The 14891-nt window shown below is 61.2% G+C and carries 16 protein-coding genes; 6 read left to right on the forward strand and 10 right to left on the reverse strand.

All coding sequences use genetic code 11. The features are described from left to right. Nucleotides 1-86: 86 nt before the first annotated feature. The 3 genes from U3654_RS19225 to U3654_RS19235 are packed head-to-tail and all read left to right on the forward strand — an operon-like array spanning nt 87 to nt 3381. Nucleotides 87-1301, forward strand: coding sequence for an ABC transporter permease subunit (locus U3654_RS19225; RefSeq protein ID WP_324753142.1), 1215 nt, complete (start codon nt 87-89; stop codon nt 1299-1301). Nucleotide 1302: 1 nt separating this feature from the next. Beyond that, nucleotides 1303-2601 carry an amino acid ABC transporter permease gene (locus U3654_RS19230; protein ID WP_324753143.1) on the forward strand — a complete coding sequence of 433 codons (1299 nt, stop codon included), beginning with the start codon at nt 1303-1305 and terminating at the stop codon, nt 2599-2601. Nucleotides 2602-2616: 15 nt separating this feature from the next. Further along, the gene (locus U3654_RS19235) at nt 2617-3381 is read left to right on the forward strand and encodes an amino acid ABC transporter ATP-binding protein (RefSeq protein WP_324753144.1); all 765 of its coding nucleotides are present in this window, start codon (nt 2617-2619) and stop codon (nt 3379-3381) included. A gap of 69 nt (nt 3382-3450) precedes the next feature. Here U3654_RS19235 and U3654_RS19240 read toward each other — a convergent pair whose 3' ends face one another. From U3654_RS19240 to ttcA, 7 genes are all read right to left on the reverse strand, one after another. Continuing rightward, a complete protein-coding gene (locus U3654_RS19240) occupies nt 3451-4101 on the reverse strand; it encodes a ferredoxin (RefSeq protein ID WP_324753145.1) in 651 nt (216 codons plus the stop codon). Beyond that, the gene (argB, locus tag U3654_RS19245; protein ID WP_324753146.1) at nt 4098-4958 is read right to left on the reverse strand and encodes an acetylglutamate kinase; all 861 of its coding nucleotides are present in this window, start codon (nt 4956-4958) and stop codon (nt 4098-4100) included. Before argB ends, U3654_RS19240 begins: the two co-directional genes overlap by 4 nt. 53 nt (nt 4959-5011) lie before the next feature. After that, nucleotides 5012-5665, reverse strand: coding sequence for a ribosome biogenesis GTP-binding protein YihA/YsxC (gene yihA / locus U3654_RS19250; protein WP_324753147.1), 654 nt, complete (start codon nt 5663-5665; stop codon nt 5012-5014). Continuing rightward, nucleotides 5665-6414: an MOSC domain-containing protein gene (locus tag U3654_RS19255; RefSeq protein WP_324753148.1), complete on the reverse strand. Its 750-nt coding sequence runs from the start codon at nt 6412-6414 to the stop codon at nt 5665-5667. The genes yihA and U3654_RS19255 overlap by 1 nt, the downstream gene beginning before the upstream one ends. Continuing rightward, nucleotides 6411-8237: a membrane protein insertase YidC gene (yidC, locus tag U3654_RS19260; protein WP_324753149.1), complete on the reverse strand. Its 1827-nt coding sequence runs from the start codon at nt 8235-8237 to the stop codon at nt 6411-6413. Before yidC ends, U3654_RS19255 begins: the two co-directional genes overlap by 4 nt. Nucleotides 8238-8468: 231 nt before the next feature. After that, complete coding sequence (locus tag U3654_RS19265) at nt 8469-10016, reverse strand: GGDEF domain-containing phosphodiesterase (protein ID WP_324753150.1); 1548 nt, start codon at nt 10014-10016, stop codon at nt 8469-8471. A gap of 58 nt (nt 10017-10074) precedes the next feature. Next, on the reverse strand, nt 10075-10953 hold the full coding sequence (gene ttcA, locus U3654_RS19270) for a tRNA 2-thiocytidine(32) synthetase TtcA (protein ID WP_324753151.1): 879 nt from the start codon (nt 10951-10953) through the stop codon (nt 10075-10077). 110 nt (nt 10954-11063) lie between these two features. On the opposite strand from ttcA, the gene U3654_RS19275 reads away from it, so the two are divergent. Beyond that, on the forward strand, nt 11064-11579 hold the full coding sequence (locus U3654_RS19275) for a superoxide dismutase family protein (RefSeq protein WP_324753152.1): 516 nt from the start codon (nt 11064-11066) through the stop codon (nt 11577-11579). A gap of 8 nt (nt 11580-11587) precedes the next feature. Here U3654_RS19275 and yidD read toward each other — a convergent pair whose 3' ends face one another. Genes yidD through rpmH form a run of 3 tightly spaced genes read right to left on the reverse strand, consistent with a single transcriptional unit; the run spans nt 11588 to nt 12416 of the window. Then, the gene (yidD, locus tag U3654_RS19280) at nt 11588-11809 is read right to left on the reverse strand and encodes a membrane protein insertion efficiency factor YidD (RefSeq protein WP_324753153.1); all 222 of its coding nucleotides are present in this window, start codon (nt 11807-11809) and stop codon (nt 11588-11590) included. Then, complete coding sequence (gene rnpA, locus U3654_RS19285) at nt 11806-12258, reverse strand: ribonuclease P protein component (RefSeq protein WP_416384535.1); 453 nt, start codon at nt 12256-12258, stop codon at nt 11806-11808. The genes yidD and rnpA overlap by 4 nt, the downstream gene beginning before the upstream one ends. 23 nt (nt 12259-12281) lie before the next feature. Continuing rightward, entirely contained in the window at nt 12282-12416 is a 135-nt protein-coding gene (gene rpmH, locus U3654_RS19290) for a 50S ribosomal protein L34 (protein WP_072775959.1), read from the reverse strand. A gap of 298 nt (nt 12417-12714) precedes the next feature. Between rpmH and U3654_RS19295 the strand changes: the two genes are divergently transcribed. Both U3654_RS19295 and U3654_RS19300 read left to right on the forward strand, forming a co-directional pair. Beyond that, nucleotides 12715-13461: a TVP38/TMEM64 family protein gene (locus tag U3654_RS19295; protein WP_324753154.1), complete on the forward strand. Its 747-nt coding sequence runs from the start codon at nt 12715-12717 to the stop codon at nt 13459-13461. 3 nt (nt 13462-13464) lie between these two features. Continuing rightward, a complete protein-coding gene (locus U3654_RS19300) occupies nt 13465-14883 on the forward strand; it encodes a dihydrolipoyl dehydrogenase family protein (protein WP_324753155.1) in 1419 nt (472 codons plus the stop codon). Nucleotides 14884-14891: the final 8 nt, after the last annotated feature.

Consider the following 14891-nt stretch of genomic DNA (forward strand, 5'->3'; position numbering starts at 1 on the left):
ACCTGTAACCTATAAATTTCGCACCCTGCGAGGGATGGATGAACCATCCCCGCATCAAGGCGTCCGGAAAACCCAGGGAAGTCTCCATGAGCACCATTACCGACCCCGATACGGGGGGATTCCATGTCTCGCAACTGCTGAGCGATACCAGATACCGCGCCATCACATTTCAAACAATCGCGTTCATCCTGCTTGTCGCAGCATTCTACTATCTGGGTTACAATCTGGTCAGCAACCTGCGGGCCGCTGGTCTTAACATCTCGTTTGGGTTCCTTGAGGATGCGGCGGGATATGACGTGGGTCAGGCGCTGATCCCCTATTCCAGCCAATCGTCGAACTGGGAGGCCGCCAAGGTCGGCATTCTCAATACGTTGCTGGTCGCGTTTCTGGGCTGTATCACCGCAACGCTGCTGGGCGTCACCGCTGGCGTGCTGCGCCTCAGCAAGAACTGGATCGTCTCGCGCCTCATGGCCGTTTATGTCGAGGCGTTCCGCAACGTGCCGGTGTTGATCTGGATCCTGATCATCTATGCGGTCATGACCGTCTCGCTGCCCGCACCCAATGCGTTCCGCGGCGACGATCCCGCCAGCTCGATGTTGCTGGGTATGTTCGCCTTTACCAATCGCGGCATATATATCCCGGCGCCAGTCTGGAACCCCGGCTCAATGGTGGTCATTGGCGTTTTTGTAGCGTCGATCATCGCGATGTTTGCCTACCGCGCCTATACTAAAAAGATACTGTTCGACACGGGCAAGCTGTTGCCGACCGGTTGGCCATCGCTGGTGATCCTGCTGGTGCCAACGATCCTGATCTTCTTTATTCTGGGGCGACCAATCGGCCTGGATATTCCCGTGCTCAAAGGCTTCAACTTTGGCGGTGGGATCAAGATCGGCGCGCCGCTGATTGCGCTGTGGTTCGCGCTGTCAGTCTATACCGGCGCCTTTATCGCCGAGAACGTGCGCGCCGGCATTCAATCCGTCTCGCACGGGCAGACCGAGGCAGCGGCGGCACTGGGCATGCGTCCGGGCCGGATCATGAACCTCGTCGTGTTGCCGCAGGCCATGCGCGTCATTATTCCGCCACTGATCTCGCAATTCCTGAACCTGACCAAGAACTCATCGTTGGCTATCGCCGTCGGCTATGCGGACATTACCGCGACGCTGGGCGGGATCACCTTGAATCAGACCGGCCGCGCTATCGAATGCGTGCTGCTGTTGATGCTGTTCTACCTGGCCATTTCGCTGACGATCTCGGGGCTCATGAACCTTTACAACAACTCGGTTAAGCTGAAGGAGCGGTAATATGTCGGACACACACGCACAATCCGTCGCCTTCGTGCGCGAGACTGCCATTCCGGAATCGCCACCCCCTGCCTCGCAGGCCGGTGCCGTCAAATGGATGCGCGAGAACCTGTTCAGCACTTGGCTGAACGCAGCCCTGACCATCGCGGCCCTTTATGTGATCTATCTGCTGGTCGCGGGCGTCATGCCATGGCTGGTCAATGGCGTGTGGACCACACCCAGCCTGACTGCCTGCCGCGAGGTGCTGCAAGGCAAAGTCGGCGGGTGCTTTTCGGTGCTAACAGAGCGGTGGAACCAGTTGCTGTTCGGGTTTACATATCCAAACGATCAATACTGGCGGCCCGGCGTCGCATTCCTACTGCTCTTTGCTGCTGCGGCGCCGGTGATGTTCTACAAACTGCCTCGCAAGCTGTTGATCATTACGGCGCTCTATCCCTTCGTGGCCTACTACCTGATCTGGGGCGGCACGATCCTGACGCCGATCCTTGCGCTACTGGGGTTCGTGGCGGGCTATCTGGCCTATGCACAGTTGGTTAAACGCAACTTTGCCGCAGGGTTTTTCGCCGCCATCGCGGCAGCGGCGCTGACATGGTTTATCGGCGGCATGATCGTGGATGCGATCGCCCCCAATCGTCCGTGGCTGGAGGCGGTCCCGTCACGCGACATGGGTGGTTTCATGCTGAACCTGATCCTCGGCGTCACCTGCGTGTCGCTGTCGATTCCGCTGGGCATCCTGCTGGCCCTCGGACGTCAGTCGAAACTGCCGCTGATCAAGGGCATCTGCATCGTCTTTATCGAGTTCATCCGTGGCGTGCCGCTGATTACGCTGCTGTTCGTCGCCAACGTCGTGCTGGCTTATTTTCTGCCGCCGGGCACTAATTTCGATCTGATCCTGCGCGTCATCATCATGATTACGATGTTCAGCGCGGCCTATATCGCCGAGGTGATCCGGGGCGGCCTCGCCGCATTGCCCAAGGGACAGTACGAGGCGGGTGATAGTCTGGGCCTCGATTATCCACAGTCGATGCGGCTGATCATCCTGCCGCAAGCGCTCAAGATCTCGATCCCCGGCATCGTCAACATCGCAGTGGGTCTGTTCAAGGATACGACGCTGGTTTCGATCATCTCGATGTTCGATCTGGTCGGCATGATACGGGGTCCGATCCTGGCCTCGAGCGAATGGAACGGCGTCTATTGGGAGCTGTTCGGCTTTGCCGCGCTGCTGTTCTTCGTCGTTTGCTACGGCATTTCGCAATACTCGCAATGGTTGGAGCGTCAGCTTCAGACCGGGCACCGTTAAGGGGAAAATTTTCACATGGCCGAAGCTCAAATGAAAGTCTCGGACGAGGTCGCGATCTCGATCCGCAATATGAACAAATGGTATGGCTCGTTCCACGTGCTGCGTGACATCGATCTGACGGTGAACCGGGGCGAGCGGATTGTGATCTGCGGGCCGTCAGGTTCGGGCAAGTCGACGCTGATCCGCTGTATCAACGCGCTGGAAGAGCATCAGAAAGGCACGATTGAGGTCAACGGCACCAAGCTGTCTTCGGACCTCAAGAATGTCGACAAGATCCGCAAGGAGGTCGGCATGTGCTTTCAGCATTTCAACCTCTTTCCGCACCTGACCATCCTCGAGAATTGCACGCTGGCCCCGATTTGGGTGCGCAAAGTGCCCAAGCGCGAGGCCGAAGAGACGGCGATGCATTTCCTCGAAAAGGTCAAGATCCCCGAACAGGCAAAGAAGTATCCCGGCCAGCTATCCGGCGGCCAGCAGCAGCGTGTCGCCATCGCCCGCTCGCTGTGTATGAAGCCGCGCATCATGCTGTTCGACGAGCCGACATCGGCGCTGGACCCCGAGATGATCAAGGAGGTTCTGGACACCATGATCGAGCTGGCAGAGGAGGGCATGACCATGCTCTGCGTCACGCACGAGATGGGCTTTGCTAGGCAGGTCGCGAACCGCGTGATCTTTATGGACGAGGGTCAGATCGTCGAGCAGAACGAGCCGGAAGAGTTCTTTAACAATCCTAAATCCGAGCGGACAAAACTGTTCCTGTCACAGATTTTGGGGCACTGAGGCGGCGTTCTGCGCCCAAAGAGATCTAGGAAAAGCGGTCCCATTTGGGCCGCTTTTTTCGTTCAGGGGCTAGGGTTGCTTGGTCCTTGGGTGAAAATAACTCATGTGAAATGCCGATTGTTCGGGGTCGCGTGCGAATGATTGCGATACCGGGCAGGCCCGCCGTGCCTTGCAGCCTTGTGTCAGGCAGTCGTCACCTGAGTCGGTGTCCAGAAACCCATGACATGCGGCGATATCATAGCCCTGCGCGGCGCTAAGCGCGTCCACTGGGCAGGCGGTCATGCACGGCTGATTGGCGCAGGTCTTGCACGGCGAACGGCCAACAGGTGGCAGTGCGATTTTCTGCGAGAATCGCAATGCGCCACGATAGGATACCATCAATCCGGCCACGTCATGCACCAGCATTCCCGCCGGGCTTTGCCATGCGCGCCCCGACTCCACCGCCCATCTCAGGAACGGCAGGTATGGCGGCCCGCCGAAAGGAAACAGAGGCTGGGCCTCCAGCGCATCCGCCAGATCGCCGACGACGCGGCGTGACCAGCGGTCGACTGGATCGCGCGCGCCGTCCAGCCATTCGGTGGATTGTTTGAGCAGCGGCCAGAAGTCTGGCGATGGTCCCAGAAGAATTATCGTGCCGCCATCCTCATGAACGCCACCCAAGATATCGAGGCAAGACTCCGAAGCCGCGCGTTCAACGGCATCATAAACCGCGCTACTCATGCGCGGATCATTGACCCTGCGCCATGGTCCGTGAACAGCTCCAGCAACGGCGCGTTTGGCACGCGGCCATCCAGAATCACGACCGCGCGCACGCCGCCCTCGATGGCATGCAGCGCTGTTTCCGTCTTGGGGATCATGCCCCCCGATATGGTGCCATCGGCGGTCATTGCGCGCACCTGATCGGCCTTGAGGTCGGTGATGACGTGGCCCGCCGCATCGCGCACACCGTCCACATCCGTCAGCAGAAGCAGGCGGTCAGCCTTGAGCGCGGCGGCGATGGCGCCGGCCATGGTGTCGCCGTTGATATTGAACGTCTCGCCAGCGCGGCCGGCACCGAGGGGTGCGATCACTGGGATCGCATCGTCGCGAAACAGCGTGTGCAGGATGCGTGGATCGATCAGCGACGGCACGCCAACCAGACCCAGCGCCGGATCGGCGGGATCGCAGATGACGAGGTTCGCGTCCTTGCCCGACAGTCCCACCGCGCGGCCACCCTGCGCATTGATCGCCTGCACGATCCGCTTGTTCACGCGGCCCGACAGGACCATTTCGACGACCTCCATGGTCGCCTCGTCCGTCACCCGCTTGCCATTCACGAAATTGGATTTGATCGCTAATTTCTCAAGCATCTCGTTGATCATCGGGCCGCCGCCATGCACGATCACGGGGTTCACGCCGACCTGACGCATCAGAACGACATCGCGCGCGAAGGTTTCCATCGCGTCATCGTCGCCCATGGCGTGCCCGCCAAATTTGATCACCACGATAGCATCGTCGTAACGCTGCAAATAAGGCAGCGCCTCGGATAGCGTGCGGGCGGTCGAAATCCAGTCACGGTTCATGTCACGTTGCTTCATCTGTTACCCCTGTTCCCGCCATTTATCCGCGAGGGCGCGGCGGCTTGCAAGGGTCAGACCAGATCGGCGATCGTCGCGCGCAAAGTCGCGATGCCCTCGCTCTTTTCGCTGGAGGTCAGGATCATCTCAGGAAAGGCGGCGGGGTGGCGCGCGAGTTGCCCGCGCACCTGCGCGAGGATATCGTCCAGCGCCGTACCGCGCAGCTTGTCTGCCTTGGTCAGCACGACCTGAAAGGTGACGGCAGCACTGTCCAGCAGGCTCATGATCTCATGATCCACCGGCTTGATCCCGTGGCGCGTGTCGACCAGCACAAACGCGCGGCGCAGGTTTTGACGCCCTTGCAGATAGCGTTTGAGCAGCGCCTGCCATTTCTCGACCACCGGCAGCGGCGCGTTGGCATAGCCATAGCCGGGCAGGTCGACGAGGTAATGACTGTCCGCAAGGGTGAAAAAGTTCACTTCCTGCGTGCGGCCCGGCGTGTTGGATGCGCGCGCCAGCGCCTTGCGGCCGGTCAGCGCATTGATCAGCGTCGATTTGCCCACGTTGGAGCGACCAGCAAAGCAGACCTCGATCCGGTCCGCCTCGGGCAGGCCCGACATGGCGACGACGCCTTTCAGGAAATCCGTTTCACCGGCGAACAGAATGCGGCCCCGCTCGGATGCTTCGGCGTCCGGTTCGTCGGCCAAAGGAAAAGGCAGGACGTCCATCACAGCACCTCGGCGGCGTCGCCGACGCTGACCTCGCCGCTGCGCGTGACAACGGCATAGACGGCGAATTCCTGATGGCTGAATTGCGTGTCGAGCGCGCCCAAGATGTCTGCGTCCCGCTCGCCGGTTTCCGGATTTGCTGTAGTGGCGAGGCAGCGCACGATATGCTCGCGCACTTCCAGCTCCGCGGTGCCGATGCGCAATGTCTTGCCGATCCAGTCGCGCTCGGCCCAAGGCTCCTGCCCGTCCAGATGGATGTTACCGCGCCAGCGCTCGGGGCTGATATCCTGCCCCATCCTTGTCGCCAGATCACGATGAGAGGCGAGATTCACAATGCTGATCGACGGAAATGCCGAGTCGGTCATGCCGCGTCCCGGGACGCGGATGATACGCGCCGATTGCGCGCGATTTTCCGGCATCAGCGGGCGCACCCACTCGATGAACGACGCCTCTTGGGTGTCAGGATCGAACGTGAGGTCGGGCCGCTGCGGATGGCTGAGTGTGACACTGCCCGCCGCCTCGTCTGAGACGGTGCTAATCGCCATAAGTTGCGGTGCTTTCGCAGCGCGTGAGAAGTTGTGGCACACCGCCCATGCGCTGCCATCGGCATCTGCCTTAGCCTCTTCGTGGGCGACGGCCCAGCGGCGATCCCAAGGCATAGTGCAGCCTTCGCTCAGCTGGGTCCGCTCCAGCGCTTCGCGGCCATGCCCTTTGATCGGGTGCCGCCAAAGCGCGGCGATGCGTGTCATAACTTGTCGCTCTTGGCCGGGGCATCCTTTTTCGGCTTACGCTTGAAGCCATCGAGGATGTTGCCAAAGACGTCTGGCTTGTACCCTTGGCTGCGCATGATCGCGTATTGCTGGGTAAAGGTAATCGTGTTGTTCGCGATCCAGTAGACCACGAGCCCGCTGGCAAACTGGCCCAACATGAACATGAAGACCCACGGCATCCAGGCAAAGATCATTTTCTGCGTCGCATCCGCCGGAGTCGGGTTCAGCTTTTGTTGCAGCCACATCGAGACGCCCAGCAGGATCGGCAGCACGCCCAGCGATATGATGGCAAGCGCCGATTCGGGGCCGGGCGCGTCGAAGGGCAGGAGGCCAAAGAGGTTCAGGATCGACGACGGATCCGGCGCGCTGAGGTCATGGATCCAGCCGATCCAAGGCGCATGGCGCAACTCGAGCGTGACGAAAATCACCTTGTAGAGCGAAAAGAAGATCGGGATTTGCAGAATGATTGGCAGGCAGCCCGAGGCCGGGTTCACCTTTTGCTTCTTGTAGAGCTCCATCATCGACTTTTGCAGTTTTTGCTTGTCGCCGTCGGCCTCTTCCTTGAGCTTTTCCATCTGCGGCTGCAGCTCTTTCATCTTGGCCATCGAGACGTAGGATTTATAGGCCAACGGCAGCAGCAGCGCCTTGATCAGCAGGGTCAGGCCGATGATCGCCCAGCCCATGTTGCCGATCATGTTGTTAAGGTAATGCAGCACCGCAAAGATCGGCTTGGTCAGGAAAAAGAACCAGCCCCAGTCAATAGAATCGACGAAACGATCAACGCCGTCATCGTTTTGATAGTGGCGAATCGTTTTCCATTCCTTGGCCCCGGCAAAAACCTCGAGCCGGGTCGAAGCGCTGGCGCCGGGTGCGACCGTCTGCGTCGGCATTCGCGCGGTAGTCTGATAGATGTCGCGCCGCCCGTCTTGCAGGGTCGTGACGTTAAAGCCGCCGGTATCGCGCGGGATCAGCGTGGTCATCCAGTACTGATCGGTCAGGCCGGTCCAGCCGTCTTTTTCGACGGCGATGGTCTTGACGCCGTTGATCGGGTCGAAATCGTCGTAGTCGGTTTCGGTCAACTCGCCGTCCGCCATGCGGATGCCGCCCTCGTGCAGGATGAAGAAATTCTTCAGATCTTTTGGCAGACCATGGCGCGCGAGAATTCCGTAGGGGGCCAGCGACACTGTGGCGTCGCCTGTATTCTGCACCGCCTGCTCGACGTTGAACATGAATTTGTCATCGACCGAGATCGTCCGCGTGAAGGCGAGGCCGGCACCGTTATCCCATGTCAGAGTGATCGGCGTCTCGGGCGTCAGGGTCGCAGTGTCGTCAGCCTGCCAGATCGTGTTCGCACCCGGTACAAGGTCGGGCGCCAGGCCGCCGCCGGGGGCCCAGCCGAACAGCGCGTAATAGGGCGCGTCGCTACCGACCGGTGACAAAAGGTCGACGATGGGCGAGTTCGGATCGATCGTCTCGCGATAGTTCTTGAGCGATAGCTGGTCGATGCGCCCGCCCTGCAACGAAATGCTGCCTTTCAGGCTGGGCGTGTCGATGGCGATGCGCGGTGCATCGGCAGGCTGGGGCGCACCGGTATCCTGCGTCGGCGTGCTGCCTGCGTCGCCCTCTATGGCGCCCGGCGTAGTGGCGACCCCGGGTGTGATGACGCCTTCTGCGGGCTGGGATGCAACCTCGGTCGGTGGCTCGCTCGGGGTCTCGGGGGCCGGGAACAGGACGAACCACAGCATGATCACGACGAAACTTAGCGCGGTGGCGAGGATTAGGTTCTTGTTTTGATCGTCCATTCGGGGCAGCCACTCATCTGTTAGGGGTCTTTAGGCCGGGCCAGCCAAACAGGCCGCGGCCAGAAACGCGCGCAACTTCATTGGTCTCGGGCGCATACCGGTCGCCGCAGCATGGCTGCGGAACGGGTCCGGGCGCCTCGGAGGGTCAAGGGAGGGTTCAACAGAGTGCGGCCCCAAAGGTCAAGGGGATTCCCGGCCCTGCGCGTCCTGCACCACCGGTTTCATGGGCAATCAGCCGAAATGGCGCCCGATTGTGGGCGGTGCCTCGAGCCGGACGAGGTGGCCTTGGACCCAATCGACGGTCTGATCTAGCGGAACGGGCCTACCGATGCCGTAACCCTGCACATGGCCGCAACCCAGCTGCGCCAACATCGCATGCTCGCCCGCCGTCTCGACGCCCTCTGCCAGCGTGGCCAGTCCCAGTTGCTCGGCCATGGTGAGGATCGCCGACACCATGCGCTGCTGCTCGGGGTCGCGGTCGACCTTCATCACGAAGGAGCGGTCGATTTTCAGCCGCTGCACATCGAACCTGCGGATGGACGAGATCGAGGCGTGTCCTGTGCCGAAATCGTCAAGGTCGATTTGGCAGCCGATGCGCGATAGCCCGGCGATGTTTCGCACTATGATATCGTCCGGCGACAAGGCGACGACGGTCTCGAGTATCTCGACATTCAGGCGGCTGGCGGGCAGATTGAAACGATCCAGCTCCCATTCGATCTTTTTGATGAGGTTCGGATTGCGCAGCTCTTCGGGCGAAAAGTTGACGCCGACTTGGGGCACGTCGAGGCCCGAGGCATCCCACGTCCTGAGCGCCGAGAGGGCATTGTAGAGCACAATTTCGCCCAGACGCTCCATCGCGCCGGCCTGTTCCAGAATGGGCAGGAATTCGGCGGGTGCGATCAGGCCGCGTGTTGGATGCGACCAGCGCGCCAGCGCCTCGAACCCGCTGACCTGACCGGTATCGGTCGAGATCTGGGGCTGGAACCACGGCTGTATCTGGCCGTTTTCCAGCGCCTCGGTGGCCTCCTGCATCAGATCGGAGTTGCAATTGATGATGGGGCTCTTCATGTCGCGACTGAACGCGCGCATCGACGAGGGGCCATGACGGCGCGCTTCTGCCAGCGCGGTTGTGGCACCGGCGGTCAGGCCTGCACCTGTCATTTCAGATGCGTTCGTGTCCAGAGCCAGCCCGACTGACGCGGTCACATATAGGGTAGCGCCGTCTATCACTATCGCCTCTTCCATCATGGCCTGCAGGCGTCCGGCCATTTGCAGCATGACGGCGAGGTCCAACTGGCGCACTGGTGCGATGCAGACGGCTAGCAGATTGTCTTCGATCCGGCGCACAGAGTCGCGGCTGCGCAGCACGGACGCCACCCTATTCGTCAGTTGCGACATCATCGCATCGGTCGCCTCGCTGCCGAACCGCTCGCGGGTGGGGGTGTATTCATCCAGCTCCAGCAGGATGCAGCCGGTGCGGCGCGAGGTCTGCACCGCGCGGCGCACGGCGGCGTCCATCGTCTGCTCGAATGCGGCCTCATCCACGTCGTCTTCTCCTGCGCGCGGGCGCTCGGTGCAATGGTCCGGTGCCCGGTGAAGTCCGGCAAAGAGCAGGCAAATCGGAAATCCAAACGCGAGCATGATCAGCATCTGCTCACCGCCCAGCCAGAAACCTCCCAGCACCACTGCGGGGAGTAGCGCAAGGGCAGAAGGCCCCGCCAGCACCCTGCGCAAACGCGCATAGTTGGCCATCAGTATGGAATAAAAACGCACAGACATCCGGCAAACCCTTTTAGACCCGCGAACGTCACCCTACGCACGCCGCCTCAAGAGTCGCTTAACGCAGCTGCGGAATGCCTTCGGAATTTCCGTCAGTTTTTACGGAGTTCAGGGAAAGTCCTGCAAAGTCAAACAGCTGCGGATCCAACAGGTGCGATGGACGCGCGTTCATCAGCGCGCGAAACATCACTTGGCGGCGCCCCGGGCTGTTCGCCTCCCAGCCGTCTAGGATCTGCTTGACCTGCTGGCGTTGCAGCCCATCCTGGCTGCCGCACAGATCGCAGGGGATGATTGGATATGCCATGGCGCGCGCGAACCGCTCGCAATCTGCCTCGGCCACATGCGCAAGCGGGCGATAGAGGAACAGATCGCCCACCTCGTTGAGCAGCTTTGGCGGCATCGTGGCGAGGCGCCCGCCATGAAAGAGGTTCATGAAGAACGTCTCAAGGATGTCATCGCGGTGATGGCCCAGAACGACGGCTGAACAGCCCTCTTCACGCGCGACGCGATAGAGATTGCCGCGCCGCAGCCGCGAGCAGAGCGCGCAGAAGGTGCGGCCAGCAGGCACTTTGTCGACCACGACGGAATAGGTGTCTCGATACTCGATCCGGTGGGGCACCTGCATCTTTTTCAGGAATTCAGGCAGGACCGTCGCGGGAAATCCGGGCTGCCCCTGATCTAGGTTGCAGGCCAACAGGTCGACGGGCAGCATACCGCGCCATTGCAACTCATGCAGGACGGCGAGCAGGGTATAGCTGTCCTTGCCACCTGACAGACACACCAACCATCTGGCGCGCGGCCCCTCGCGATCGACCATGCCGTACTGATCCACCGCCTCGCGCGTCAGGCGCACGATCCGCTTGCGCAGCTTGCGGAATTCCGTGCTGCGGGGCGCGCCCTGAAAGAGCGGGTGAATTTCGTCGACATCATCCAGCATGGGCAAGCTTTAATTCAGTTGCGCCAATCCGGCAAGGCTGGAACGCAGGGCAGGGTCGCGGCGTTGGCAAGAGATATCATAAAGTAATATCATAATGCAGGAGAGTTCTTATGACTCGCTTTACTCTGATCGCTGCGACCGCCCTCGTTGGGCTAACAGGCAGTGCCGCAATGGCTCAGGATGCTGGCGCGATGGCAATGCTCAAGACCGCCGACGGCCAGGATGCTGGCCATGTCAGAATTTCGGAGGGGTGGAACGGCACGCTGTTTCAGGCTGAGTTGAAGGGGCTTAGCCCGGGCTGGCACAGCTTTCATGTGCATGAGGTGGGGTCGTGCGAGGATGGCTTTGACGCGGCTGGCGATCACTATGCGCCAGATGGAAACGGGCACGGCCTGACGGCCGAGGATGGCCCCCATGCGGGCGATCTGCCGAATATCTACGTCAATGATAATGGCGAGGCCAAGGCGGATTTCTACAGCAGACGGCTAAGCGTTGCAGGCGAAAAGGCGCCTTTGATGGACGATGATGGATCCGCCATCGTGATTCATGAGAACCCCGACAGCTACCAGACCGACGCGGATGCAGGCGGGCGGGTGGCCTGCGGAGTGGTCTCTCAGACCAAATAAGGGCGCGGTCAGTCCGGCACGTTGTCGATGCCAGACCCGCCCCAAGGGTGGCACCGTGCAATCCGGCGAAGCGTCAGCCATGCGCCGCGCAGACCGCCGTGGCGCTCCAACGCCTCAAGCGCATAGGCACTGCAAGTGGGCTGAAAGCGGCAGCCATGGCCGACCCACGGGCTGAATAGCAGGCGATAACCGCGCACGGGCAGCGAGAATATCCACGCCAGCGGCGTCATTTCCCTGACCCGTGCAGCTTGCGCAGGGCATAGGTCAGATCACCCTTGAGCGCCTCGAAGGGGCGCGCTGCCGTCGCACCTGCCCGCCCGATCAGAACATAGTCCCATCCCGGCAGAGCGTGCTGAGGCAGCACAGCGCGCGCAGCCTCGCGCAGGCGGCGCTTGGCCCGGTTGCGGGCGACGGCGTTGCCGACCTTCTTTGAGCAGGTGAATCCGACACGGATGCCACTGTGTGGCTCACCGTCGCGGCGTTTGCGCGCCTGCACCATCATTGAGGATGTGCCCTGACGCATGGCGCGGGCCGCTTGCAGGAAATCCTTGCGGGTCTTGAGAACGGTCAGGGAATTACCAACCTCTGACCGCATTTCTGTTTGAGGATCCTTCAGACATGACGAAACCGCCGATGGCGTCGTCCCGGTCTGGTGATCGGGGGCCTTCGGCGGTGTCATGTCGTCGTCCAGTCGGCTGGCGCTTATGCGCTCAGCGACTTGCGGCCGCGGGCGCGGCGCGCGTTCAAAATCTTGCGGCCGGCCTTGGTGGCCATGCGCGAACGAAAACCGTGGCGCCGCTTGCGAACCAGGTTCGAGGGTTGAAAGGTGCGTTTCATCGCTCCGTCTCCAAATTTGTGCGGATAGGCGCGAGATTGAGGAATCACGCAGATATCCGGATATATCCGAAGTCCGGTCTATAGTAGGCGCTTTTGCCCAAGTCAAACCCCGCCCGACCACTTATTGCAACAATTGCGCGCCGCAGTTCGGTGCGGGTGTTACAGGATGGGCCTCTGCCGCCCGAAAGCCCCCTGCGCAGGTCACATGCGATCAACGCCGCGTGATACGGCTATCCAGAGCGGCATGGACCCGTCATCTAGGGTGGAGCGCCGCAACCTTCAGGAAGGCAGACCGCATATGGCGAAGGCCACGCAGACCAAGCAGGACCCCGCGCGCAAGCATCCAGTGCTGCGCCACGCGCCATTGGCGTTGATCGTGCTGGTCGCCGCCATCGGCGCGTTCACCCTGCGCGACTACCTAAGTTTCGACACGCTGCGCGACAATCGCGAGGCGCTGCTGGCGTTTCGCGATACGCATTTCGTCGTGATGGTCGCGGGGTTCGTCGCGATCTATTTCACCATCGTAGCCTTTTCGCTGCCCGGCGCGGCAGTTGCGTCGGTGACGGGCGGCTTTCTGTTCGGCATCATTTGGGGAACGACATTCAACGTGATCGCCGCCTCATTGGGCGCCACGGCTATATTTCAGGCCGCGCGCATGGGGCTGGGCAAATCGTTGGCCGCAAGGATGGATGCCAGCGAAGGCACGTTAAAGCGGATCAAGGACGGGCTGAACCAGAATGAGATCAGCGTGCTGTTCCTATTGCGCCTCGTGCCTGCGGTGCCGTTCTTTGTCGCCAATCTGCTGCCTGCGCTGGTGGGCGTCAAATTCCGCAACTTTGTGCTGACTACCTTTGTCGGGATCATTCCCGGCGCGTTGGTGTTCACTTGGATTGGCGTTGGCCTGGGCGAAGTGTTCGATCGCGGGGGCAGCCCGGACCTTAGCCTATTGTGGGAGCCTCAGGTGATCGGCCCCCTCTTGGCTCTGAGCGCGCTGGCCGCATTGCCGATATTGATAAAGGCCGTGCGCGGCAAAAAGGATATTTAGCGAATGAAACGTATTGAGACGGATATTCTGGTCATCGGCGCCGGATCGGGGGGCCTTTCGGTCGCGTCCGGCGCGGTCCAGATGGGCGCGCGCGTCGTCTTGCTGGAGGGGCACAAGATGGGCGGCGATTGCCTGAACTACGGCTGCGTTCCGTCCAAGGCGCTGATCGCATCGGGTAAGGCGGCCTATGCACAGGCCCATGCGTCGCAATATGGCGTCGCCGATGTGGTGCCCGACGTCGATTATGCGGCTGCCAAGGATCACGTCGCGGATGTGATCGCCACCATCGCGCCCAACGACAGCGTCGAGCGGTTCGAGGGGCTGGGCGTTCAGGTCATCAGCGAATATGGCGAATTCATCTCGGACACCGAGGTGCAGGCAGGTGATACCGTTATAAAGGCCCGCCGCATCGTGATTGCCACAGGCTCCAGCCCGCTGGTGCCGCCGATCCCCGGCTTGGACAAGGTGCCGTATCTGACTAACGAGACACTGTTTGATCTGCGCGAGCGGCCCGATCACCTGTTGATCGTCGGCGGCGGCCCCATCGGCATGGAAATGGCTCAGGCGCATCGGCGGCTGGGCTGCAAGGTAACGGTCATCCAGGGCTCCAAGGTGCTGGCCAATGACGATCCCGAGACAGTCGCTATCGTGATGGATACCTTGCGCGAAGAGGGCGTCGAGATCGCCGAGGGTGCGCTTGCCGCCGAAATACGCGGCAAGGCCGGCGCAATTGAGGTCAAGACTAAGGATGGGCGGATATTCAAGGGCTCGCACCTGCTGATAGCCGTTGGACGCAAGAGTAATGTGGACCGGCTGAACCTGGACCGGGCGGGGATCGAAACCACGAAACGCGGAATCAAAGTGGATGATCGGCTGAAAACCACCAATTCCCGCGTCTATGCCATCGGCGACGTCGCCGGTGGGCTGCAATTCACCCATGTCGCGGGCTATCATGCGGGCATCGTCATCCGCTCGGCTGTGCTGGGCCTGCCTGCAAAGGCTAAAACCAGCCACATCCCATGGACAACCTACACCGCGCCCGAACTGGCACAGGTCGGCATGACCGAGGCCGAGGCGCGGGAGGCACATGGCGACAAACCGGAGGTCGTGCGCTTTGAATACGAGGACAACGACCGCGCCATCGCGGAGCGCAAGACAAAGGGCCTGATCAAGGTCATGGTCTTGCGCGGTCGCCCCATCGGCGCGTCCATCGTCGGCGCGCAGGCGGGCGAGTTGATCGGCCTGTGGGCATTGGCACTGGCAAACGACATGAAGATGAGCCAGATTGCGGCCATGGTCGCCCCCTATCCAACCATCGGCGAAGTTAACAAGCGTGCCGCCGGCGCCTATTTCAGCCCGCGCCTCTTTGATAGCGTCTGGGTCAAACGCGCCGTGCGCGCAGTCCAGAGATGGCTGCCGTGACAGGCGGG

The organism is Roseovarius sp. Pro17 (assembly GCF_035599575.1).
Lineage (GTDB): Bacteria > Pseudomonadota > Alphaproteobacteria > Rhodobacterales > Rhodobacteraceae > Roseovarius.

Coding starts and splice junctions, on each gene's coding strand:
- U3654_RS19300 (WP_324753155.1), top strand. CDS start 13,465: ATGAAACGTATTGAGACGGATATTCTGGTCATCGGCGCCGGATCGGGG.
- rpmH (WP_072775959.1), bottom strand. CDS start 12,416: ATGAAACGCACCTTTCAACCCTCGAACCTGGTTCGCAAGCGGCGCCAC.
- yihA (WP_324753147.1), bottom strand. CDS start 5,665: ATGGACGTCCTGCCTTTTCCTTTGGCCGACGAACCGGACGCCGAAGCA.
- ttcA (WP_324753151.1), bottom strand. CDS start 10,953: ATGCTGGATGATGTCGACGAAATTCACCCGCTCTTTCAGGGCGCGCCC.
- yidC (WP_324753149.1), bottom strand. CDS start 8,237: ATGGACGATCAAAACAAGAACCTAATCCTCGCCACCGCGCTAAGTTTC.
- rnpA (WP_416384535.1), bottom strand. CDS start 12,258: ATGACACCGCCGAAGGCCCCCGATCACCAGACCGGGACGACGCCATCG.
- U3654_RS19295 (WP_324753154.1), top strand. CDS start 12,715: ATGGCGAAGGCCACGCAGACCAAGCAGGACCCCGCGCGCAAGCATCCA.
- U3654_RS19240 (WP_324753145.1), bottom strand. CDS start 4,101: ATGAGTAGCGCGGTTTATGATGCCGTTGAACGCGCGGCTTCGGAGTCT.
- U3654_RS19225 (WP_324753142.1), top strand. CDS start 87: ATGAGCACCATTACCGACCCCGATACGGGGGGATTCCATGTCTCGCAA.
- U3654_RS19230 (WP_324753143.1), top strand. CDS start 1,303: ATGTCGGACACACACGCACAATCCGTCGCCTTCGTGCGCGAGACTGCC.
- yidD (WP_324753153.1), bottom strand. CDS start 11,809: ATGACGCCGCTGGCGTGGATATTCTCGCTGCCCGTGCGCGGTTATCGC.
- U3654_RS19265 (WP_324753150.1), bottom strand. CDS start 10,016: ATGTCTGTGCGTTTTTATTCCATACTGATGGCCAACTATGCGCGTTTG.
- U3654_RS19275 (WP_324753152.1), top strand. CDS start 11,064: ATGACTCGCTTTACTCTGATCGCTGCGACCGCCCTCGTTGGGCTAACA.
- U3654_RS19235 (WP_324753144.1), top strand. CDS start 2,617: ATGGCCGAAGCTCAAATGAAAGTCTCGGACGAGGTCGCGATCTCGATC.
- U3654_RS19255 (WP_324753148.1), bottom strand. CDS start 6,414: ATGACACGCATCGCCGCGCTTTGGCGGCACCCGATCAAAGGGCATGGC.
- argB (WP_324753146.1), bottom strand. CDS start 4,958: ATGAAGCAACGTGACATGAACCGTGACTGGATTTCGACCGCCCGCACG.